The organism is Mucilaginibacter rigui (assembly GCF_014773275.1).
In the GTDB taxonomy this organism is placed as follows: domain Bacteria; phylum Bacteroidota; class Bacteroidia; order Sphingobacteriales; family Sphingobacteriaceae; genus Mucilaginibacter; species Mucilaginibacter rigui_A.
The window spans coordinates 504481-526873 of the sequence record NZ_JACWMW010000001.1 but is presented as its reverse complement, the minus strand read 5'-3'; the positions used below and the strand labels follow the sequence as shown (position 1 = coordinate 526873).

The following is a 22393-nucleotide window of genomic DNA, read 5'->3' as shown; positions in this document are numbered from 1 at the left end:
ATTTATTGTTTCGGGTGAACGTAAAGGATAGTATCGGCAAGGTCGCCGTTTATCACTTTAAGGCGCGTAGCAGACGATTCAAGTATAACGTCTTTACGTACGGTACCATCTTCTTTGGTAAATTCCATGGTTTTACCTTCACCTGTCAATGCCCATTTGCCGCCTTTGCTGCCTTGCGGGCTTACAGTTTCATAGGTATGGTCGGCTTTAATGTTTAACCTGATGCCCTGTACCATAGAAACGATCATGTCTTTCTGTGCTTCTATCTGGTCTTCGGCGCCGGGGTTAGCCTCAACGGCCTTGGCAATTACCTTTTTTACTGTTTTATCAATTGATGTGTCGTCAATTTTCCATGAGCCGATCACGTCTTTTTCAGAAGTAACAATGGTGAAGGCAGAAAGCAATACGGTTGCTGCTACTGCGGTAATGATTTTTAGTTTCATTTATTTTAGTTTGTTTGTTTTGGATGGCAACTGTGCTGCTTTGTTACACAAACATATCGATTAATTTCGTCTTAATTAACCTAAAAAGTCTTTCATCTGGTGCGGCAATGGGTAATTTCCGGTTATTCTTCGCATTAAAATAACCTCGCCAACATGGAAGGATAAGTGAACGGAAAGGTCTTGCACCAGCCTTAGTTTTTGTATAATACCGGCATCAGCCATATCAAACTTTTGGATTTCGACTTTCAGGTCGGCAAGTTGTTGGTCGAAAAAAACCGTCTTGTTATCCAACTCAACCTGGGTAGCTGCGTTGGTGTTATCTATCCAGGTAGCATCCTCGTCTATCTGCAAATTATAGCCGGCATTCCTCAATCGGGCAAGTTGATGGCCCTGCCATGCGGTAAGATGATTTATAATTTGCCAGATGGTTTTGGGCGAATGAGCGGGTGGGCTATCAACTTCGCTTATAGTGAGATTATCAAATACCTTAAAGGTATCAAACGATTCATCAAAGAGGGTTTCAAATTGGTTTGGCATAGATTTTAACTGATATGCTAAGCTAAAGCAAATCAGTTAAATATTCACATCGCCAAAACCTCATTCTCTTTTTTAATGCGCACGGTAAGCATCAAAGCATTCAATATAGTAAACACAATAGCCGTGTAATACAACCCAAACGCCAGCGGGATAATAGCAATTTCACATACCACAATAATATAATTGGGGTGCTTAATGTATTTATAAATACCGGTAGCAACAGGCCGGGTACCTGGCACTTTGTAAATTTTGGTATTCCAGTAATGGCCCAGGGTTGATATCACAATCACTTTTATAACAATTAACAAAAAGAAAAGAATAATAAGCGGGTAACTCACTACGGTACCGTCCCGCCAGAGGTATTCGGCAATAATAGAGATGATAAACAGTGTATGCATGGCTACCATATAAGGGTAATGTTCTTTGCCGTACTCCACAGCGCCGTTTCTGAGCAGCCATTTTTCGTTTTTGGATGACACATATAACTCGGCCAGGCGCTGAAATATCAGGAACAGTATAAATATGATGAATATCATGGGCTTAGTTTTTCATATCCAGTAAAACCATTTCGCTGCTAAATCCAGGGCCCATGGCCAGCATCAGTCCGTAGCCATCTGTAAAACCCGTTTCCAGGAATTTTTCCAGCACATATAATACGGTAACGCTGCTCATATTGCCGTAATTGTTCATTACCTCGCGGGTGTTCTTTAAAAAATCGCCTTCTATCTGCAAGGCGTCAACATAAGCATCCAATACCTTCTTCCCTCCGGGATGAAAGATAAAGTTTTTGACATCGCCCAGTTGCAAACTCTGCTTTGCTAAAAAAGCTTCAATATCGGCACTAATACTTTGATGAATAAACGTCGGGATATCTTTTGAGAAAACCACCTTAAAGCCGTCTTCCCTAAAATCCCACCCCATTACGTCTAACGAATCGTAGTATAACTTACTGCAGGCTGCTTTAATCTGCACTTGCTGTTTTGCCAACGGGTGGTTATCTCCTTTTATAATACAAGCCACTACCCCATCCGAAAATAAGCTTGACCCAATAAAATTACTTTTACTGTAATCACTTTTTATTAATGTAAGCGAGCAAAGCTCAACTGCTACCAATAGCACTACCGCAGCGGGGTTTGCCTTTGCCGCTGTATTGGCTTTTGCCATTCCCGATACACCACCTGCGCAACCCAACCCCCAAACCGGTGTACGGTTTATGTTTTGGTTAAGCTGCATTTGATTAATGATGAGTGCATCCATACTGGGCGTTGCCAGCCCGGTGGTAGATACGAAGATGATATCGGTAATATCATTTTTGTTAATCCCGGCCTTGGTAATAACCGCTTCAATAGCTTCAACCGAGTATTGCAGCGAAAGCTTAATATACTCATCGTTACGTTGCTTAAATGTGGTGGTTTCGGCGTAATAGCTTAATGGCTTTACAAAATTACGGGTAACAATGCCTGTATTATCAAACGCAGGCATTAACCTTGCAGCCTGCGGAAAATATACGGAGAACATGGCCTGCGCCTGCTCTTTCACGGCTTGCTGGTCGGTTTTATCGGGGAGGTCAATTTTTGCTACTGCTGCTATATGTGGCATGGAACGTTTATTAAATAAGCCTTTACAACAGATACGTTATAAAAGTTACTTTGGTTGACAACTTTTAATATGCGCTATTGTTTTATTTGCCACTAAGCTTTTACATTAGTACAAAAAACAGCCACATCATGCCCGAACTACCCGACCTGCAAGTATTTAGCCACAACCTTGATAAAAAACTAAATGGTAAAACCATCAAAGAAGTTACCGTGCATAAAGCGCCCAAACTTAATGTAACCCACAAAGAACTGCAAGATACCCTGCGCGGCCAAAAACTAAGCTTGGTTTACCGCGATGGCAAGGAGCTATTCTTTAAGTTCAGCAAGGGTGATGTGCTTGGCCTGCACCTGATGCTGCACGGCAAGCTGTTTATGTTTGAAGGCAAAAGCGACAACAAGTATCCTATCATCGAGCTATTGTTTACCGATGATACCGGCTTGGTGCTGACGGATTTTCAGGGCATTGCGGCTCCTACGTTAAATCAGGAGCCAAAGGATGCACCGGACGCTTTGGCTGACGATGCCGGGGTTGATTACCTGAAAGCGATCCTTGCCAAAAAGAAAACCAATGTTAAAACCGTACTGCTCGATCAAAAGATCATTCGTGGTATTGGTAACGCCTATGCTGATGAGATCCTTTGGGATGCCCGTATCTCGCCATTTTCGGTAAGTAACAAGATACCGGATAATAAGGTGAAAGACCTTGTAAAATCCATTCACGATGTTTTAAAGGATGCCGAAAAACAGATAATCAAAAGCAACCCGGATATTATTGCCGGCGAGGTTCGCGATTTTATGCTAATCCATAATTCAAAAAAGAAACATAGCCCCAAAGGTGCGCCGATACTGATAGATGAGGCATCGCGGAAAACGTATTATACAGAGGAGCAGGAGTTGTATAAGTAGGATAATGAAACGTGTCATTGCGAGAAGCGTAGCGACGCGGCAATCTCAGCATATCCGCCTGTCCTATCAGATTGCCACACTATCGCTCGCAATGACATGGTGGATTTTGCGCCGCTCCAAATTTTCTATAAACTTAAAACATTTAACTTCTACGACGTGTTCACCCTGTACAAACATATACTACTATGGGAACATTACAACATATACAACATCAGATCTCGGCATTGAACGATCTGATCAAGATAAATAACGACCGTATAGCTGGCTACCAAAAAGCCATTGAGGGCACAGATGATGCGTCACTAAAAGGCGTTTTTGAAGGTTATGCCGACCAAAGTAAAGGCTACGTTAATCAACTAAATGATTATATACACTTGCTTGGCGGCCAACCAACAGATGGCACCACCCTATCCGGTAAATTTTACCATGCCTGGATGGATGTAAAGTCGACTTTTACTAAAAAGGACAACCATTCCATATTGTCAGACTGTGAATATGGCGAGGATATTGCCAAAAGCGAATACCGTAAAGCGCTCGACGATAAAGAGTTGATATGGGAAGATGAAAAGGTTGTTGCCTTACTTAACACCCACATGAACGGCTTAAAATTAGCGCACGATGCCATTAAAGCGCTGCGCGATTCATTTAAACAAGTAGCTTAATATGGACAGCCCCGATCAGGATTTTTTAAAAGATTACAAGCCCCTGCACGTACCGCATAAGTACGATGCAGCGGCTTCGTTACAGGATAACGTAGTGTATGCTTTAGCACAATTGGAGTATGCTACAGCGCCGCAGGTTGCTGCCAAAATGGATGAATTTGAACCTAAAACAGATAAACCTACGCACCTTCAGCAAACCCGCGAAATATTGGAGGGCCTGTTTAATAAAGGCCTGATAAAAGGCGACGATGAACCGGAAAGGCAGTACAATTTGAGTAAGATATTGGTACCAAATTCAGGCAAGGCCGACCCGTTGTTTTAGTTATACAAAGGTCATATAACGGCGTTTAAAAACCACGCGTCATTGCGAGCGATAGCGTGGCTAAAATTTACGGCGCCGTGGGCGATACCGGTGTAACCGACATCACACTATCAACCACAAAATTACTTACACCGCGCCATGGCAGCGTATGGATATATTCTTTATAATGCAGCTCCAGCATAGCACCTGCGCTGTGGTTTAATTTATCAGCCACCTTTTCATCAGTAACAGAAAACATAAATTCGTTTGATGAGATATTGCCCTGCGTTTGGCTGCGGATACCACTTTGGATCAATCTGCCTTCGTAAGTCTTAAACATGTAACCCTTTTTAACAAAGTAGTTCATGGTACCGGCTTTAGTGCCTTCGCCAAAAACAAAATAGTAACGATAGTAAACCACCCCGATAATTACTACCGCCAATACCAGGAATATAATTGTTAAAACCCTGCCTCTCATGTTTTTTTATTTATATGTAAAGCTAACATTAAAGAAGCTTATAAGTTTACAAAATAATTCACCAGCGAATTAAAATCGTCAAATTTCAGGTCATAGTCATCCGTTTGGCCAAAGCCATAACTTACAAATACAAACGGGATCCCCGCCATGCGGCTTTGCTGCCCATCACCTTCTGTATCGCCCACATAAACAGGGGTTTTTAGCCCATGTTTATCCATTAACAACTTAATGTTATGGTTTTTGGGCATAAAGTTAACGCCGTGTGCCAGTTCGTCTTTTATCAGGTCGTCTATATCTGCCCAGTCAATAAACTGGCGAATAATGCCTTTGGCGCAATTGCTTAGTATAAACAGCGGGTATTTTTCGGCAAGTTGCTTCAATCCGTCTTTTACACCATCGTATAAAATGCCACCCTTTTCGCTGATCAGGTTGTGGCGGCGGCCGTTTACCAGGCCATAGATCTCCACGCGTTTATCATGGTCAAATTCGGGCATTAAAATCTCTATCACCTTTTTACCTTCCATACCAACCATGCCGGCCAAAACATCACGGGTAATAGTTTTATCTATCCCCAGTTCACTAAAAACAACGTTCCAGGAGTGCGCATAGGTGTCAACGGCATCCCAAAGGGTGCCGTCCATATCAAAAATAAGGCTATCGGGTTTTTGCATGGGGTGAAATTAACTTTTAGTTTTTTAACTGCAAAGTTTGTTTAACCACAATGTAGCAACCGGCAAGTAACCCCAAAAAACATAAAGTTTTCACAGAGGCCACAGAGGCTTTTAGTTGATTATTTCTAATACCATTTAATAACAGAGCTTTCCTTTGTGTTCTCTGTGTTTTTTCACTCCGTACATTTGCGATTTAAAAAAATGATTACAATCAGTAAAAAATACCATAACAACCACATTCCGCACCATTGGGGTTGGTAATTGTTGGGTATCTTTGTGGTATGAAAAAGGCATTCCCGGTTTATGATATATGCTCATTGGCTGACCATCAGCACAACGAGCTGCTTATCAGCCGCTTTGCGCCTTATTTGCAAAAACATCAAAACCTTAGCCTGCCGCATAAACACACTTTTTACCATGTGGTATTATTTACAGATGGCAGCGGTAACCATTCTATTGATTTTACAAGCTTCCCGGTAAAACCATATCAAATTTACTTTATGGCACCGGGGCAGGTACACCGCTGGAACTTTGAAGGCCCGGTTGATGGTTACATCATCAATTTTTCTGCCGAGTTTTTCCAGTCGTTTTTATTACGGCCCGATTACCTGGAAAGCCTGCCTTTTTTTACCGGTAATGTGGATGATGAGGTAATAAACCTAAAACCCGACATACATCAGCAGGTAGTTGCTTTGTTTGAGCAACTAATAGCGGAGGGCCAGCAAACCGGCCGTATGGGTATGGACCTGATCCGCACGCTGATGCTGCAACTGTTTATACTGGTAGCCCGGCAAAGCGAGCAGGGACAGCAAACCACCGCACCAACGTATAATTACACCCTGTTGCAAAGCTTTAAAAAGCTTACCGATAAAAATTTTGCCACCCTGCGGTTACCAAAAGATTATGCCGCCCTGCTATACATTACCCCTAACCATTTAAATGCCTTATGTAATGATATGCTGGGGGTACCTGCCGGAGAGGTGATCCGCAACCGGGTAATACTGGAGGCCAAGCGCCTGCTGGTAAACCTTGACATGAACATCAACGAGATTGCAGGCAAGCTAAACTTTGCCGATAACTCTTACTTTACCAAATTTTTTAAAAAATACACCGGATTAACCCCTGAGGAATTCCGCAAAAACCCAATAGCCCAATGACACCAACTAACATAAAACCCGCCAAACAAGTACCCGTTTTAGAAGGCTTTATAAAAGCTAAATGCCCGCGTTGCCGCAGGGGCGATATTTACAGCACGCCTACCTACAGTTTTGGCGGACAAAAAATGCACGAACGCTGCTCGCACTGCGGCCTGCACTATGAGCGCGAACCGGGATACTGGTACGTGGCCATGTTTGTAAGCTATGCCTTTAACGTTGCCGAAATGGTAACCTTTGCAGTAGGCCTGCATATTTTAACGGGTTCAAATTCACCATGGGTTTATGTGGCGGTATTGATGGGCGTAATATTTCTGTTGTCGCCGTTTAACTACCGGTACTCGAGGGTTGCCTTGTTGTACTGGCTAACACCCGGTTTAAATTACGAACCATGGAGAGCAGAGGATAGCGCGAAGGTTGAGCAACCTGCACCAGTAAAAGACTAGCTTACGGGTTTACTCCCCCGGTCATCGCTTCGCTCGACCACCCTCTCTTCGCTACGCGGAAAGAGGGTTTTGTTTTTACCCTCTTCGCGAAGCAGAGAGGGTCGACCAGCGTAGCGTAGTCGGGGTGAGTTAACCACTACGGATGCTGAGTATACCTATCGCGTTAGCTTCTCAATCTTCGCCAGCAGGTCATTCATTTCAAATGGTTTGGCCAAAAAATCATCGGCACCGGCATCTATGGCCGATTGCTCGATATCCCTGCTGGCCGATATCATAATCACGGGGATATTTTTGGTTACCGGGGTTGCTTTTAACTGGCGGCAAATATCGCGGCCGTCTTCGCCGCTCATCCATATATCAAGTAAAAGCAGGTCGGGCAGCTCCTCCTTCATATCAAGCACGGTAGAGCCATCAACGGTTGTGGTTACACTGTAGCCCTCAAATTCGAGCAGCATTTCTACAGCGTCCACTATTCCGGGGTCGTCGTCAGCTATCATTATTTTTTTCGGTATGAGGCTCATTTTACTATATGGTTTTGAATACAAAACCGTGTACAGGTTTAGCTAATTATAAACTATTATTTTGGCTTGTTTGCTTTGCTATCGGCAACCGGTAACGAGAAGCAAAAAGTAGACCCTTTTCCTTCTGTGCTGTTTACCCACATTCTGCCGCCTTCCCGGCGAATGATCTCGTTTGATATGTATAACCCTAACCCCAAACCGGGGAAGGTATGCTGCTTACTGCCGCTTACACGGTAAAACTGTTCAAACACCTTGTCCTTTTTATCCTCGGGTATGCCAATGCCAAAATCTTCCACGCAAACGGTAACCATATTTCCTTCCCGTTCGGTACTGATAATGATACGGTTGGAGTGCGGTGAATATTTAACGGCGTTACTGATCAGGTTGGTCATTACCTGCCCTATCCGCTCTTTGTCTGAATATACTTTACCGGTTTCTTTAAAATCCATTACCAGTATGTGCTTATTGGTGGTGTGCTGCAAATCCTGCACGCACTCCTCAACAGCCTGGTTAAAATCAAACCAAACCTTGTTAAACAATATGCGGCCCGAGTTTATTTTGGTTACATCAAGCAAATCACCTATCAAATTGGTAAGGCGGTTTAACTGCGCATCCATCTTCATTACCATTTGCGCCTTTTTCTCTTCCCCTTCGTTACTCAGCATGGCGCCAAGTACCTGGGCGTAGGCTTTTATACTGGTTACCGGGGTTTTTAACTCATGACTGGCAATACCTAAAAAATCATCTTTTTGGCGCTGCATTTGTTTTTGCTCGTCAATATCGGTATTGGTACCAAACCACCTCACAATCTCACCATCGTTTATAAACGGCAGGGCGCGGGAAAGATGCCACTTATATTCACCGTTTTTGTCGCGCAGCCTAAACTCGTACTGGTACAAGCTATGGCTTTGTAAAGCCTCTGCCCACGCGGCTATGCAGCCCGGCCGGTCTTCGGGGTGCACATTATCTATCCATTTTTCGCCAATAATGGCTTCCATAGGCAGGCCAAAAAAATTAATGGTTTGCTTATTCACATAATCAAGCTCACCGCTCGTTTTGGCCGTCCAGAGCTGCACGGGCATAAAATCTGTCACAAATTCAAACTGTCTTATCTGGTCGTTAAGCTCGCCGTTTTTTAATTGTAGCTCAATATCGGTGATGGTTTTTTCGGTAACATCCGTACAGGCGCCAATATAGCCCATAAATTTACCCTCGTGATTGTATTGCGGATGGCCGGTGGCTATACACCAGCGGATCTCACCACTTTTCCGGCGGATCCTGAAATCAACCTCATAAGGTTTTTGCGCCTTAAGGTCTATCAAAAACTTTTCGGCTGCCCGGGCCCTGTCTTCAGGCAAAATACAATGCAGCCATCCGGTGCCTAATAAATCTTCAATGGGTTGTCCTGTCCAGTCTGTCCAGGTTTTATTGGCGTAGGTTATCATGCCGTTATCATCGGCCATCCAAAGTGCAGTTGGCGATGCACTGGTTATATTTTGCAGCAGGTGTTCGCTATCTATCAGTGCCTTTTTGCTTGCTATCTCGGCGCGCAGATCGCGGGCTATGGTGGCCCTGCCCTGTGGTTTACCTGCAGGGTCATATATCAGCATAGTAGTGCCAATAACCGGGATAGGCTCGCCCGTTTTAAAGTTACGGTACATCACCTCGCCGCTCCATTTCCCTAAAGTTTGCAGTGCCTTATTTATTTCATTTTTAAGTTTATCCTTCTCACCGGGCATAATAAATTCCGAATTATGCTGCAATTCGGCTTCATAGTCTATCCCCATCATTTTACGGCCGGCAGCGTTTACGTAAGTCACGTTACCGTCAAGGTCGCTCAGGCTTATAAAATCAGATGTATTATCAACCAGGGTTATCAGTTTTCGTTGTTCTTCTTTATCCCTTATCTCGGCAGTTATATCCTGTGTGGTGCCGGCAAAGCGTATACACCTGCCCTGCTCATTAAAATATGCCTTACCTTTGCTGCGCAGCCATCGTACTTTGGTACTGTTTGGGCATACAATACGAAATGTTTCATCATAATAACCATCGCCCCCGGGGTTAAGGGCAGCCTTTACATTTTGCGCTACATTTCCCCGGTCATCCGGGTGGATATGTTTTAAAATGTCGCTATAAACGGTTACCTCACCAGGCAAAAAACCGTGCAACCGGTTACAACGATCATCCCACGTAACGCGTCCGTTTTCGGGGTTCATGTCCCAGGCGCCCAATTCTGCCGAATCGAGCGCAAAACGTGAGCGCTCTTCTGCTTCGGCTAACTTTTTACGGGTAAGCACCAGCTCAGTAACATCGTCGGCTGTATTTAGTATTCCCCATACCTCGCCTTTTTCGTTTTTAAGCGGCTTGTATATAAAATTGAAGTAAAACGTTTGCATTTGCCCGCCTATCAGCAGGTCTACTTTCTCGGCATAGGCTTCGTATGCTATGCCTGTTGTAAAAACGGTATCAAGCAGTTCAAAAAAGGGCTGGCCTTCCAGCTCAGGCAGTGCCTGCCTGAATGTTTTACCTATAACACTTACATCCTTATCCCAAACTTTTAAAATGGCATCATTGGTAAGTGTTATCACCATATCGCGCCCCACATAAAGGCCAACCGGCGACGGCGACTGCTCTATAATGGTTTTAAATACGTTTTCGCTTTGGGCGTCCGGATAAATGTTGCTTTCCATTATTCAGGTAGAAAAACATTAATATATATTGCAAATAAGTATCGGCTAAATATATTCTGTTGGATAGATTGTAGTACAATATTAAATCATCTAATTGATTATAGCTAATACATGTTAAATAAAATTATGCAACTATAAACCACCTAATTGCTTCTTGCTTTTAAATGAATGTTAAAGATTTTATTTATGGGTTATTTTTTGCAAATGAAATGTAAATAATGTGCTAAAATCCAAACAATTAAAATTCTACGTAGTTAAGGTGGAATAATTTTAGAAGATACTTTACAACATAATCGAATAAATATAACCCATTACAAGCAATACTATTGCGTAATAGGGTACATTTTATACTTTTATGAAATTATTGAAAACGAATACCTATGAGTAAAACTCAAAAAAAGAGCTCTCCGATACTGTACGGTACTTTACCAAAAGTATTAACCGGTATAGTGGGCCTTGATGAAATTACAGAAGGCGGTTTACCCCAGGGCAGGCCAACATTAATATGCGGTGAAGCCGGTTGTGGTAAAACCCTGATGTCATTAGAATTTATTGTACGTGGTGCTGTACAATACAATGAACCCGGCGTTTTTGTGGCTTTTGAAGAAAAAAGCGACGAACTGGCCATGAATGTTGCCTCACTGGGTTTCGACCTGAAGAAACTACAGGATCAAAAGAAATTAAAAATAGACCATGTACATATAGACCGCAGTGAAATAGAAGAAACCGGCGAGTACGACCTTGAAGGTTTGTTTATCCGCTTAGGTTACGCTATTGATAGCATTGGCGCCAAACGTGTGGTACTTGATACGCTGGAGAACCTTTTCTCGGGCTTAAATAACCAGGCCGTTTTACGTATGGAGTTACGCCGCCTTTTTGGCTGGCTAAAAGAAAAAGGCGTAACCGCCATTATTACCGGCGAGCGTGGCGAAGGTAATTCATTAACACGCCAGGGGCTTGAAGAGTATGTATCTGATTGTGTGATATTGCTTGACAACCGGGTGGTAAACCAGATAACAACCCGCAGGCTGCGCGTTATAAAATACCGCGGCACCGTACACGGCACTAATGAATATCCTTTCCTGATTGATGAGGACGGGATTTCGGTACTGCCGGTTACCTCGCTTAAAATGGCCAACAAGGTATCAACAGAGCGTATCTCTACCGGTGTTAAGGGCCTTGACGATATGCTTGGCGGCAAAGGCTTATACCGCGGCGGTAGTGTACTGGTATCGGGCACGGCAGGTACCGGTAAAACCAGCCTGGCTGCATCATTTGCAAACGAAACCTGTAACCGTAAAGAGAAATGCGTGTATTTTGCGATGGAAGAGTCGCCAAGCCAGATCATCCGCAACATGCGCTCGATAGGGATAGACCTGCAAAAGCATATAGATAAAGAGCTGCTTATTTTTAACGCATCAAGGCCAAATTTATACGGCCTTGAAATGCACCTGGTGGCTATGCATAAGTGCATACGTAAATATAAACCAAGCGTAGTAATTATTGACCCGATAACCAACTTCATCAATATTGGCTCGGTAAGCGATGTTAAAAATATGCTGGTACGCATGATAGACTTTTTGCAGGAAGAAGGTATCTCGGTAATGTTTACAGCGTTATCATTAAATACAATTGTGAACGAACAAACCGACGAGGGTGTATCATCATTGGTGGACGCCTGGATACTGGTACGCGATATTGAATTTAACGGCGAACGCAACCGTGGCCTGTACGTCATGAAATCGCGTGGAATGAAACACTCTAACCAGGTGCGCGAGTTTGTGATAACCAACACCGGCTTAACCCTTGTAGATGTTTATTTGGGGCCCGATGGCATCCTTACCGGATCGGCCCGCGAACAGCAAATGCTGGTGGAGAAAACAGGCGAAGCCATCCATAGCAGCGCAGTAAACCGTAAGGACAGGGAAATATTACGCAAACGTAAAGTGCTCGAGGCCAAAATAGCCAGCCTGCACAGTGAATTTGAATCTGTTGAAGAAGAATTGAATAAGGTTTACCTGGAAGAAGAATTAAAGAAACAAATTTTGGATAGAAACCGTGAGGAGGTGACAAGGCTTAGAAGGGGCGAAACGGCAGAAACAACAAAAAAACACCCCAAAAATGATGGCAAAGCAAATAGATAAAAAGTGGGAATTAAGGTTATACGTAGCTGGGAAAACACCAAAATCTGTTACTGCGCTAACTAATCTTAAAAAATATTGTGAAGAGCATTTAAAAGGCGAGTACCGGATTGAGGTAATTGACCTTTTAGAAAAACCGCAACTTGCTGAGGGCGACCAGATACTGGCCATCCCTACGCTTGTACGCAAAGTACCTGAGCCTATACGCAAAATAATAGGCGACCTATCAAACGAAGAAAAGGTACTTGTTGGGTTAAACATTCGCCCGGCTTAATTGTATAATTGATAGTTATGGCCGATCAGGACGGAGTTTTAGACAGATATGATAATAATACCGCGGGCGAGCCTTATGTGTTACGCCTATTTATAACAGGGGCGTCGCCTAACTCTATCCGTGCGGTAGAAAACATAAAATCTATTTGCGACGAATATCTTAAAGACAGGTACCAGCTTGAAATTATAGATATACACCAGCAACCGCAACTTGCCGAAGGTGAGGACGTTATAGCAGTGCCTTTGATGATCAAAAAATCGCCCTACCCCGAACGCAGGATGATAGGCGACATGAGCGACACCCAAAGGGTTTTAAAGGGCCTGGGCCTTGCCACTAACAGTTAAATTATGGAGCAGAATTCAAAAGATCTTTTAAACGAGATAAAGGAATTGCGCTACCAGTTAGAGGAAGCGCATGATACGATAAACGCTATACGTACCGGCCAGGTTGATGCCCTTATTGTAAAGGACGATACCGGCCACCAACTGTACACCCTAAAAACGGCAGATCAAACCTATCGCGTTTTTATTGAAAAGATGAGCGAAGGCGCCGTTACTATAAACCGCGATGGTATTATTTTATACTGCAACACGCGCTTTTCGCTAATGGCCGATACCCCATTAGAGAAAACCATTGGTATGCCGCTGGCTTCTTTTGTGCCGGAAAGTTCGCAAAACAAACTTCGCGAATTAATACACAATAGCTGGGAGGAAGATAACCGGCAGGAAATTATTTTGAAGGATGGCGGCGGCAAGGATATGCATTGCATGTTCTCGTGCAATACCATTGAACTGGATAACGGCATTGCTTTAAGTATTATTATTACCGACCTAAGCGTTTTAAAAGAAACCGAAAGACAATTACAGCAACGTAACGAGCAGTTAGAGGAATCGCGTGCGAATACCGAAAAACTAAACAACACATTGGAAGCAACGGTAAGGGAGCGCACCGGCGATCTATTGATCAGTCGTGAGCATTTTAAGCTGCTTACCAACAATATACTGCAAATGACCTGGACTAACCTGCCAACAGGTGTAGTTAACTCATTTAACCAGCGCTGGTATGATTATACAGGCCTTAGTAAAGATGATACCGCCAATTTTGAATGGAGCCAGGTTGTGCATCCCGATGACCTGAAGGAAACACTCATCAGGTATGAAACATCACTAAAAACAGGCGAAATTTTTGAAATAGAGAACCGCTACCGCAGGCACGATGGCGTTTACCATTGGCACCTTAACCGCTCAAACCCATTAAAGAATGACAATGGCGACATTATATTTTGGGTGGGTACCGCTACCAATATTGAAGACCAAAAGCGAGAGATGGACCGCAAAGATGAGTTTATTGGGATAGCCAGCCATGAACTTAAAACGCCGTTAACCAGCTTAAAGGGTTATTTACAACTTATAGCAAGCTATAAAAAGGAAGAGCTGCCACCGGTAATTAAACAATACATTGGCAAAGCAGGTGTATCAATCAACAAACTGCAAAGCCTGATAAACGACCTGCTTGACGTAAGCAAAATAAAAGCAGGAAGGCTTGAATATGCCATTGCAGAATTAAACATAACCCAATTGGTGAGCCAATGTATAGAAAATGCGGAGCATGTTTACCCTGCCTATATTTTTGAGTATGAACCAGGACAGCCTTATATGGTAAAAGGCAATGCCGAAAGATTAGAACAGGTATTGATGAACCTGGTAAACAATGCCGTTAAATACTCACAAAATAACAAAATAGTTACCATTACTACACAAAAACATGGTAATAACGTAAGGGTATCTGTTCATGACAATGGCATTGGTTTATCAAAAGACCAGCAAAGCAAAATATTTGAACGCTTTTACCGCGTTGAAGATAAAAAGAACATGACGAGCGGCCTAGGCATGGGGCTATATATATCTAACGAGATCATCAGCAACCATAAAGGCACCATCGGTGTGGAAAGCGAACCCGGCCAGGGATCAACTTTTTATTTTGAATTGCCGTTGGTTTGATCCTTCCTATTTGCAGGTACGTTAAATAGTACGGATATTGCCGCGCATTTATACCAACCAATAATGACCGATACCCAAAACGGAAATGTAGTGCTTAATACCAGCGCAGATGGCGTTGCTACCGTAGGTTTTTACCACCCCGCACAAAACTCACTTCCGGCACACCTGCTGAAGGCGTTAACCGATAAAATAAACGAGGCCGGCAATAACCCGCAAACAAAAGTTATTGTACTGCAAAGCGCCGGCGAGCGCACTTTTTGCGCCGGGGCGAGCTTTGATGAATTATTGCAGATAAAAGATAAAGAAACAGGCGCCGTATTTTTTTCGGGATTTGCCAACGTGATCAACGCCTGCCGCAAATCATCAAAAATTATCATAGCCCGTGTGCATGGTAAAGCTGTTGGTGGTGGTGTGGGCCTTGCTGCCGGTGCCGATTATGTACTGGCTACCGAAGCAGCCTCTATCAAACTAAGTGAACTGGCCATAGGCATTGGCCCCTTTGTAATATCGCCCGCGGTGATCCGTAAAATAGGTTTGCCTGCATTTTCGCAGCTCACCATCCGCGCGGCCGATTTTCAATCTGCTAAATGGGCAATGGAAAAAGGCCTGTATAACGAAATATATACAGATATCCCCGCGCTTGATGAGGGTTTATCAACCCTCACGCATAAACTTGCCTCATACCACCCCGAAGCGCTTAAAGGCCTTAAACAGATACTTTGGGAAGGCACCGAAAACTGGGACCAGCTACTAAATGAGCGTGCCGCCATTAGCGGCGAACTGGTATTGTCAGAATTTACCCAGCATGCCTTGAATAGTTTTTTAAAGAAAGAATAGTTTATTTTAACCGTAAAGTACAATAAGTAGAAAAATACGATAACAAATAAGCTACTCTACAGCTGTTAAAACAACCGTGCCAATCCTAACAAAAGAGCCCTTCATTACTGAAGGGCTCTCATAATATATTTCACAAAAAATTACCATCTTCCGTGGCCTCTGCCATGACCGCCACCATGGCCGCGATAACCATGTTCGCGGTAAACTACCTGGCGATAAACAGGGCGTTCGTAGTAACGGGTGCGGTAATAAACCGGGCGGCCATAATATCTGCGTACCGGGCGGTCATAATAAACTACGCGGTCATAATCATCATAATAATAAGGTCTTTCAACATATCTTACCGGTGTACCAAGGTTAATACCTATGCCTACCCTTACCTGGGCTTTGGCCAACTGCATACTGCAGGTTAATACTAAGGCTATTATTGAAATTTTAATTAGTTTCATGGTAGTAGATTTTAGTTACAATTATCGTTTCATTTGTATCTATGACCCTATAATTGTACCAGGGTTTAATAAAAACCTACTCCTTTTTGGAATATCAGTCTTCGTAAAGTTTTAATTTACTCCTTAAAACACTCATTTCCTGTTCCATATCATCTAATTTTTGCAGCAAATTATTAATGGTTGCAAGGCCCGGTTCGTTTATCTCCAGTTCGTTGTGCAGGCGTACCAGGCGTTCCAGTTTCTGTATTTCGTCCAGCGGTATGCAACTGGTTTTGTTAACGGTAGTAACCTTAACCAGCCCGGCATCTGCCAGGTAATCAATAAAGGTGTATTCCACGTTGTGGTACACACAAAAATCGTTCACGGTTATCAAATTTTCTGTTCTCATATAGGTTTTATGATTTAGCCAGTTCTTCAAATAACTCTTTTTGTTTTTCGGTAAGGCTGGTAGGCAGTTGTACATTATAGGTAAGGTACAAGTCGCCAAACTGCCCCTCTTTTTTGTATACCGGTATGCCTTTGCCCTTTAACTTTACCTTAGTGCCAATCTGCGTACCGGGTGCTACTTTAAGCTTAACCTTACCGGTAAGGGTATCTGCCGTAATTTCGCCGCCTAAAACGGCTGTGTAGAGGTCAAGGTTAATATTTTTGTACAAGTCGCTGCCCACACGTTTAAACTCGGCATCATCGGGTATGGCAAATTTTATATACAGATCGCCCGCCGGTGCGCCGTTACTGCCCGGGCCGCCATGGCCTGCAATTTTTATAGTTTGCCCGTTCTCTATCCCCGCAGGGATGGTAAGCCGGATATTTTTACCGTTAACGGTAATGGTTTGTTTTTTAGATTCCAGTATGTCGCGCAGGTTTAGCTGCAGGCTGGCGTTCATATCCTGCCCGCGGTACCGCTGCTGTGCCCTGCCGCCGCCGCTGCCCGCAGGCCCGCCGCCAAACATCGAGTTAAAAAAGTCGGAGAAGTCTCCACCATTGCTGCTGCCGCCAAAATCAAACCCTCCAAAATCCTGCTGCCCCCCGCCGCCGTAACTGCGCTGCTGGCTTTGCTGCTGTCGCTGTTGTTGTTCATAAGCCTCGCCATGCTGCCAGTTTTCTCCATACTTGTCGTATTTTTTTCGTTTTTCGGGGTCGCTTAAAACCTCGTTAGCCTCGTTAACTTGTTTAAATTGCTTTTCGGCCTCGGCGTTGTTGGGGTTAAGGTCGGGGTGGTGCTTGCGTGCCATTTTACGGTAAGCACTTTTTATCTCCTTTTCTGATGCGCCTTTGTTTACGCCCAGTATTTTATAATAATCAATAAATGCCATAGCTTAAATGATGTATTGTTTAAACCTGCAAAGCAGTGCTAAGTTTTAGTTAGCTGTCCAATTTACGTTGGTTTTACATAAATTACGCAACCAATTAACTAAAAAATATGCCCGCAATTGCAACGCCTAATGTACCTTTTAAAAGCAACCCAACCGCTTATTTAAATGTATTAAGAATTTTTGCTTGTTTAATGGTGCTCACGGTACACTCGGGCGAGTTTTTTTACATCGGCGACCGGGGCCAGATCATCCGCGAAAACCACGTTTGGGTAAATAATTACGGGAGCTTTATGCGGGCATGCGTACCACTTTTTGTGATGATATCGGGCTATTTGCTGCTCCCCATTAAAGAAACAGCAAGCATATTTTACAAACGCCGCTTTACCCGCCTGCTTATTCCGTTTTTATTTTGGAGCATTATGTATGCCCTGGTACCTTACCTGCTGGGCACAAGCAGCACCAGCCAAATGTGGCACGATCTGTACATCATTCCTATCAATTTTGCACCAGGTGCCGGCCACCTTTGGTTTGTGTATATGTTTATTGGTGTGTACCTGTTTATCCCTGTTTTTTCGCCATGGGTACAAACGGCATCAAAACGGTTCAAGCAATTCTTTTTATTGATATGGGTTATCACCCTTTGCTTTCCTTATATCAAAACCATTATACCCGAAGTTTGGGGCGAGTGCTTCTGGAACAAGTACCACAGCGGGTATTATTTTTCGGGCTATATAGGCTACCTGCTGCTGGGTAATTACATCAAAGAGCATGTTACCCTATCTAAATCTGCAGGGGTTTTATGGGGTATAGTTATGGTTATTATGGGTTATACTATTACCAACCTGGTTTTTGCACACCAGTTACCATTCGCTAAAGACCTGCCCGAGCTGGAGCTTTCCTGGGCGTTCCCAACTATTAATGTGGCTATGATGGCGACAGGATTATTCCTGATATTCCGAACCATTAGCTTTAATAGCGCTGCTGCCGAAAATTTTTTCGCTAAAATGTCCGGCTTAACCTATGGCATGTACCTGGCGCATATTTTAGTATTGGTACAGTTAGCGCCTATTATCACTAACTGGCTGCACGATGTGGTGTTGATAATACCTGTGCTGGCCATCAGTACTTTCCTGGTGACGTATATTGGCATAAAGCTGCTATCATATTTACCGGGGAGTAAATATATTGTTGGTTAAACATCTTATCGGAGACGCGAAGTATCGCGTCTCTACGGAATGCAAAATGTAGAGACACGATACTTCGCGTCTTTTTTGTAATTTCCCATCCATGAACACTACCGTCTTCCGCCAATTCGCTGATATCGATACCAAAGAGATCGCCCCGGGCTTTTTCTCTAAACTGATACACACCGCCAACAACACCATCAACTTTATTGATGTGGCAGCCGGCAATTCCGTGCCCGATCATTCGCACATCCACGAGCAGCTTTCTTTTGTGCTGGAGGGTAAATTTCAACTAACCGTTAATGGCGAGGTGCAGCTTTTGGATACCGGCATGTTTGCAGTTATACCCTCAAACGTACGCCATAGCGGCCTGGCGATTACCGATTGCAAATTGATAGATGTTTTTAGCCCGGTACGTGAGGATTACAGGGATCTGTAGATGATCTATCTTGTCAGTATGAGCCTGCCGAAGCCGTACACATGCGGTAAAATTGTTCGCACAAACTCACCCATAACAAATCATTATGCCATTTGCTGCTAATTAATAAATTTGCAACATGGCAATAACACCCGCTACCCTTACAGACGTACCTGAACTTGTTGCATTGATCAACTCCGCATACCGTGGCGAAAGCTCAAAAAAGGGCTGGACCACCGAGGCAAACCTGATAGGCGGGCAACGCATTGACAATGAAGGCCTCACGGAACAAATGAGCGACCCGGATGCTGTTATCCTAAAAAACACCAATGAAGAAGATAGTATCACCGGATGTGTATACCTCCAAAAACGTGGCGAAAAGCTTTACCTGGGTATGCTCACCGTATCGCCAACGCTACAGGCAAACGGACTGGGCCGCAGGCTATTAACAACAGCCGAGGATTACGCCCGAAATATTAATTACCACACCATCACCATGACGGTGATTACCACCCGCACCGAACTGTTAGACTGGTATGAGCGCCGCGGCTACACCAAAACCGGCGAAGTTATCCCCCTCAACATTACCAAACGCAACGGCATATTAAACCAGCCCGTTGAAATGTTTAAGTTAGAGAAAACGATATAATTATCCCACCCTCTTTCCGCTTGCAGAGAGAGGGTCGACAAGCGCAGCGATATCGGGGGTGAGTTAATAAAAGTTAAATTTTTTTAGATTAAAAACCCTTTTCTTAATTTTAAACTGCAACGCCGGGCAAAAAACGGTGTCCTTTATTCACTATTAAGGCATTGTATGGAGCAAATTCAACCGCAGTTAAAAGATTTTATAATTGATTACTGTAACCGGTACAAAGTGTACCGGGTTGACCCTGATACCCTGCATCCCCATACCAGTATAGACCTCGACCTGGATATATACGATATAGAAATAGACCTTTTCCTGGCCGAATTTGCCGAACATTTCAAGGTAGATAACTCTAAATTCAGCTGGTATAAATACGGTTATCCAAAAGGCTCGGCAAGGGTCAGGATGCTCAAGTTAATGTTTGGTTTCAAACGCCCCTGGGTAAAAAAACTGGCGGGGTATTGCTATAAACCCAAATTTAAAGTTGCGGTATTGCAGCATGCTTTAGAGAACGGTAAGCTGGTGTAATGCATCTCCCAAAATGTCGGCCGGAACGTGGTACGGGGAGAACCTACTGTGGGAGCTCATCTCAGATAAATCCTCTAAAAGCAGTATCTATACGATGCAAAGCATATTAGATTTCTCATCGCCCTATGCCCACCCGAAATGTTTTATTAATAAAACGCGTTAATTTCTCTCCCCTTTTTCACTCGCTTTAATCAACGCCTCTAAACGGCTTATTTGCGTTTTCTCCTGCTTGGCTGTCATAATGCGGTGTACGGAAGTTCTTTTGTACCACGGTGCTTGTTTCTGAAAAAATTCCCAGGCTATTTTATTGGCTTTAAAAAGCTTTTCATACTCAGGCTTTAACGCCATTTCATCAACCTCAAAGCTATAAATGGCCGATCGTTCTTCCTTACGTTTGGCATAAGCGGCAAGGCCTGCGGGTTGCATCAGGCCTTTTTCGGTTAACTCGGCAACTTTTTGAATATTAATGCCACTCCAGATACTGGTTGGCTTACGGGGTGTAAAGCGGATAGTGTAACTTTCGGGGCCTAATGATCTGCGCACCCCGTCTATCCAGCCAAAGCAAAGGGCTTCATCAACCGACTGCGGCCAGGTAATACTTGGCTTGCCGCTTCCGGTTTTATAAAAACCCACAAGCAACTCGGTTTTTTGATCAGCGTTAGCCTGTAGCCAATTACGAAAATCGGCCGGTGTTTCAAAAAAGGTTGGCTCCATAGCTGCTAATATACAGCAGTACTACGATTTTTTTGCCGTGGCTACAATAACAATGCCCCCAACCAGCAATATCCCACCCAGATATGGCGGCCAATTAACGCTTTTTTGCCTGTCGGCAGATATTTGTATAGGGCCTGCATCTACAATTTTTTCCTTTTTTGTATAGGTAAAGCCTGTCCATATCAGCATTGCTGCGCCAATAATAATAAGTACAATCCCGATCGTTTTATTCATGATGATGGTTTATTAGATTGATTTATTAGAGAAATACGCATTGGCGCAAAATTGTTTGCCATATCAAAAAAACCTCTGTGTTATGCTTGCCCATACACATGCCTGTTTGCCAAAAAAATATTTCATCCCATCAGGCAAATTGATGCTGTATCAGTTTAGTATAAAATGTATTTTAGGGCGCTTATAATACTGATCACAAAAATGAACAACGACCTGATACTGGAAACCATATCAGTTACCAAAAACTTCTTTGGCGATAAATCTTCCGGCGTTAATAACATCACTGTTTTTATACCAAAAGGTAAAATTACCGCCATTGTTGGCGAAAGCGGCAGCGGCAAAACCACCCTGCTCAAACTGCTCTCGGGCACTATGAAACCCGACTCGGGCGATGTGTTCTTTCACGGCCAGCCCCTGCCTACGCGAACTGCACACCTTACCGCAGCCAATACCGTTATTACCATGGTTAGCCAGGATAACAGCGACATGGATATGGGCGCCAACGTTTGGGACAATGTAGGCCGCGGCCTGCCCACCGAAGATGCTAACTATAAGATCCAAAAAACCACCCAGGCCCTGCACCTGCTGGGTATATATGAACTGCGCGACCTCCCCTTCGGCAAACTAAGCGGCGGCGAAAAACAACGCGTTACCATTGCCAGGGCCCTGATAAACCGGCCTGAAGTACTGATGCTGGATGAGCCCTTTAACCAGGTTGATGCCAACTATCGCGAAAGTTTGCAGCACGATATCCGCCAGATTGTGAAGGAATGGGGCGTTACGGTGATCCTGGTATCGCATGATCCTGCCGAACTGCTTTCTATGGCCGATGAACTTATCGTGATAAAAGAAGGCGAGATAGTGGAATATGGCACTCCCGATGAGCTTTACCACAACCCAAAGCTGCTTTATACCTCAAAAATACTGGTAAGTTGCAGCGAGCTTACCGCCGAGCAAGCCAGGGTGTGCGGTATTAAATCAAAACGCGGCACAGTGGTTATTTACGCCGAACATGTTAGCATTTCTCCCTTACCTATAGGTGCCAGGTGGATTGTTAAGCAAGTGCTTTTTAAAGGCTTTTTTGAAGAACTCATTATCGAACGTGAAGAAGTAACCCTGCGTGTTATCAATTTCGCCCGCTACAAATATCCCGTTGGTAGTAAAGTGGGCATAAGCATTAAAAAGTTTTACGAGTTTGGGAAGTGGCTGAGTTGAACCCGGATCAAGCAGATTTTTAGAGTCCAC

Annotated in this window: 28 protein-coding genes; 15 read left to right on the top strand and 13 right to left on the bottom strand. The window is 43.8% G+C overall.

All coding sequences use genetic code 11. The annotated features are described in order from the left end of the window. Positions 1-2: 2 nt before the first annotated feature. From IDJ75_RS02480 to IDJ75_RS02465, 4 genes are all read right to left on the bottom strand, one after another. On the bottom strand, positions 3-443 hold the full coding sequence (locus IDJ75_RS02480; protein WP_191174031.1) for a hypothetical protein: 441 nt from the start codon (positions 441-443) through the stop codon (positions 3-5). A gap of 75 nt (positions 444-518) precedes the next feature. Next, a complete protein-coding gene (locus IDJ75_RS02475; protein ID WP_191174030.1) occupies positions 519-980 on the bottom strand; it encodes a hypothetical protein in 462 nt (153 codons plus the stop codon). A gap of 44 nt (positions 981-1024) precedes the next feature. Then, positions 1025-1516: an isoprenylcysteine carboxyl methyltransferase family protein gene (locus IDJ75_RS02470; RefSeq protein ID WP_191174029.1), complete on the bottom strand. Its 492-nt coding sequence runs from the start codon at positions 1514-1516 to the stop codon at positions 1025-1027. A gap of 4 nt (positions 1517-1520) precedes the next feature. Next, positions 1521-2579, bottom strand: coding sequence for a type III polyketide synthase (locus tag IDJ75_RS02465; RefSeq protein ID WP_191174028.1), 1059 nt, complete (start codon positions 2577-2579; stop codon positions 1521-1523). A gap of 128 nt (positions 2580-2707) precedes the next feature. On the opposite strand from IDJ75_RS02465, the gene IDJ75_RS02460 reads away from it, so the two are divergent. From IDJ75_RS02460 to IDJ75_RS02450, 3 genes are all read left to right on the top strand, one after another. Continuing rightward, entirely contained in the window at positions 2708-3484 is a 777-nt protein-coding gene (locus IDJ75_RS02460; protein ID WP_191174027.1) for a DNA-formamidopyrimidine glycosylase family protein, read from the top strand. A 185-nt stretch (positions 3485-3669) separates the two neighbouring features. After that, the gene (locus IDJ75_RS02455) at positions 3670-4146 is read left to right on the top strand and encodes a ferritin-like domain-containing protein (RefSeq protein ID WP_191174026.1); all 477 of its coding nucleotides are present in this window, start codon (positions 3670-3672) and stop codon (positions 4144-4146) included. Position 4147: 1 nt separating this feature from the next. Continuing rightward, positions 4148-4468 carry a hypothetical protein gene (locus tag IDJ75_RS02450; RefSeq protein ID WP_191174025.1) on the top strand — a complete coding sequence of 107 codons (321 nt, stop codon included), beginning with the start codon at positions 4148-4150 and terminating at the stop codon, positions 4466-4468. A gap of 67 nt (positions 4469-4535) precedes the next feature. Here the strand turns inward: IDJ75_RS02450 and IDJ75_RS02445 are convergent, their stop codons facing one another. Together IDJ75_RS02445 and IDJ75_RS02440 are read right to left on the bottom strand one after the other, a co-directional pair. Next, complete coding sequence (locus tag IDJ75_RS02445; protein ID WP_191174024.1) at positions 4536-4925, bottom strand: hypothetical protein; 390 nt, start codon at positions 4923-4925, stop codon at positions 4536-4538. A gap of 38 nt (positions 4926-4963) precedes the next feature. Next, on the bottom strand, positions 4964-5596 hold the full coding sequence (locus tag IDJ75_RS02440; protein ID WP_191174023.1) for an HAD family hydrolase: 633 nt from the start codon (positions 5594-5596) through the stop codon (positions 4964-4966). A gap of 281 nt (positions 5597-5877) precedes the next feature. On the opposite strand from IDJ75_RS02440, the gene IDJ75_RS02435 reads away from it, so the two are divergent. Both IDJ75_RS02435 and IDJ75_RS02430 read left to right on the top strand, forming a co-directional pair. Beyond that, positions 5878-6753 carry an AraC family transcriptional regulator gene (locus IDJ75_RS02435; protein WP_191174022.1) on the top strand — a complete coding sequence of 292 codons (876 nt, stop codon included), beginning with the start codon at positions 5878-5880 and terminating at the stop codon, positions 6751-6753. Beyond that, complete coding sequence (locus IDJ75_RS02430; protein WP_191174021.1) at positions 6750-7196, top strand: DUF983 domain-containing protein; 447 nt, start codon at positions 6750-6752, stop codon at positions 7194-7196. The genes IDJ75_RS02435 and IDJ75_RS02430 overlap by 4 nt, the downstream gene beginning before the upstream one ends. Before the next feature lie 155 nt (positions 7197-7351). On the opposite strand, the gene IDJ75_RS02425 is transcribed toward IDJ75_RS02430, so the two are convergent. Both IDJ75_RS02425 and IDJ75_RS02420 read right to left on the bottom strand, forming a co-directional pair. Further along, positions 7352-7717, bottom strand: coding sequence for a response regulator transcription factor (locus tag IDJ75_RS02425; protein WP_191174020.1), 366 nt, complete (start codon positions 7715-7717; stop codon positions 7352-7354). Positions 7718-7773: 56 nt separating this feature from the next. Continuing rightward, positions 7774-10407, bottom strand: coding sequence for a PAS domain-containing protein (locus IDJ75_RS02420; protein WP_191174019.1), 2634 nt, complete (start codon positions 10405-10407; stop codon positions 7774-7776). A 380-nt stretch (positions 10408-10787) separates the two neighbouring features. Here IDJ75_RS02420 and kaiC point away from each other — a divergent pair, with 380 nt between their 5' ends. The 5 genes from kaiC to IDJ75_RS02395 all read left to right on the top strand — a co-directional run bounded on the left by kaiC (position 10788) and on the right by IDJ75_RS02395 (position 15659). Beyond that, on the top strand, positions 10788-12551 hold the full coding sequence (kaiC, locus tag IDJ75_RS02415; RefSeq protein WP_191174018.1) for a circadian clock protein KaiC: 1764 nt from the start codon (positions 10788-10790) through the stop codon (positions 12549-12551). After that, on the top strand, positions 12529-12822 hold the full coding sequence (locus IDJ75_RS02410; protein ID WP_224746454.1) for a circadian clock KaiB family protein: 294 nt from the start codon (positions 12529-12531) through the stop codon (positions 12820-12822). The genes kaiC and IDJ75_RS02410 overlap by 23 nt, the downstream gene beginning before the upstream one ends. Positions 12823-12839: 17 nt before the next feature. Next, positions 12840-13166 carry a circadian clock KaiB family protein gene (locus tag IDJ75_RS02405; protein WP_191174017.1) on the top strand — a complete coding sequence of 109 codons (327 nt, stop codon included), beginning with the start codon at positions 12840-12842 and terminating at the stop codon, positions 13164-13166. Positions 13167-13169: 3 nt separating this feature from the next. Continuing rightward, positions 13170-14822 (top strand): PAS domain-containing sensor histidine kinase, encoded by a 1653-nt coding sequence (locus IDJ75_RS02400; RefSeq protein ID WP_191174016.1) that lies wholly within the window; start codon positions 13170-13172, stop codon positions 14820-14822. Between the two features lie 63 nt (positions 14823-14885). Continuing rightward, positions 14886-15659, top strand: a complete 774-nt coding sequence (locus tag IDJ75_RS02395; RefSeq protein WP_191174015.1) for an enoyl-CoA hydratase/isomerase family protein — start codon at positions 14886-14888, stop codon at positions 15657-15659. Positions 15660-15799: 140 nt separating this feature from the next. Here IDJ75_RS02395 and IDJ75_RS02390 read toward each other — a convergent pair whose 3' ends face one another. The 3 genes from IDJ75_RS02390 to IDJ75_RS02380 all read right to left on the bottom strand — a co-directional run bounded on the left by IDJ75_RS02390 (position 15800) and on the right by IDJ75_RS02380 (position 17424). Continuing rightward, entirely contained in the window at positions 15800-16108 is a 309-nt protein-coding gene (locus tag IDJ75_RS02390) for a hypothetical protein (protein ID WP_191174014.1), read from the bottom strand. A gap of 94 nt (positions 16109-16202) precedes the next feature. Beyond that, positions 16203-16496 carry a chaperone modulator CbpM gene (locus IDJ75_RS02385; RefSeq protein ID WP_191174013.1) on the bottom strand — a complete coding sequence of 98 codons (294 nt, stop codon included), beginning with the start codon at positions 16494-16496 and terminating at the stop codon, positions 16203-16205. 7 nt (positions 16497-16503) lie between these two features. Further along, positions 16504-17424: a DnaJ C-terminal domain-containing protein gene (locus IDJ75_RS02380; RefSeq protein ID WP_191174012.1), complete on the bottom strand. Its 921-nt coding sequence runs from the start codon at positions 17422-17424 to the stop codon at positions 16504-16506. 107 nt (positions 17425-17531) lie between these two features. Here IDJ75_RS02380 and IDJ75_RS02375 point away from each other — a divergent pair, with 107 nt between their 5' ends. The 4 genes from IDJ75_RS02375 (at position 17532) to IDJ75_RS02360 (ending at position 20200) form a co-directional block, all read left to right on the top strand. Beyond that, positions 17532-18620: an acyltransferase gene (locus IDJ75_RS02375; RefSeq protein ID WP_191174011.1), complete on the top strand. Its 1089-nt coding sequence runs from the start codon at positions 17532-17534 to the stop codon at positions 18618-18620. Between the two features lie 91 nt (positions 18621-18711). Beyond that, a complete protein-coding gene (locus IDJ75_RS02370; RefSeq protein ID WP_191174010.1) occupies positions 18712-19047 on the top strand; it encodes a cupin domain-containing protein in 336 nt (111 codons plus the stop codon). Between the two features lie 118 nt (positions 19048-19165). After that, on the top strand, positions 19166-19675 hold the full coding sequence (locus tag IDJ75_RS02365; protein WP_191174009.1) for a GNAT family N-acetyltransferase: 510 nt from the start codon (positions 19166-19168) through the stop codon (positions 19673-19675). A gap of 165 nt (positions 19676-19840) precedes the next feature. After that, positions 19841-20200, top strand: coding sequence for a DUF1493 family protein (locus IDJ75_RS02360; protein WP_191174008.1), 360 nt, complete (start codon positions 19841-19843; stop codon positions 20198-20200). A gap of 159 nt (positions 20201-20359) precedes the next feature. Here the strand turns inward: IDJ75_RS02360 and IDJ75_RS02355 are convergent, their stop codons facing one another. Both IDJ75_RS02355 and IDJ75_RS02350 read right to left on the bottom strand, forming a co-directional pair. Next, positions 20360-20914 carry a YdeI/OmpD-associated family protein gene (locus IDJ75_RS02355; RefSeq protein ID WP_191174007.1) on the bottom strand — a complete coding sequence of 185 codons (555 nt, stop codon included), beginning with the start codon at positions 20912-20914 and terminating at the stop codon, positions 20360-20362. Between the two features lie 21 nt (positions 20915-20935). Beyond that, the gene (locus IDJ75_RS02350) at positions 20936-21148 is read right to left on the bottom strand and encodes a hypothetical protein (protein WP_191174006.1); all 213 of its coding nucleotides are present in this window, start codon (positions 21146-21148) and stop codon (positions 20936-20938) included. Between the two features lie 201 nt (positions 21149-21349). Here IDJ75_RS02350 and IDJ75_RS02345 point away from each other — a divergent pair, with 201 nt between their 5' ends. Beyond that, positions 21350-22363 carry an ABC transporter ATP-binding protein gene (locus tag IDJ75_RS02345; protein WP_191174005.1) on the top strand — a complete coding sequence of 338 codons (1014 nt, stop codon included), beginning with the start codon at positions 21350-21352 and terminating at the stop codon, positions 22361-22363. The last annotated feature ends 30 nt before the right edge of the window (positions 22364-22393 follow it).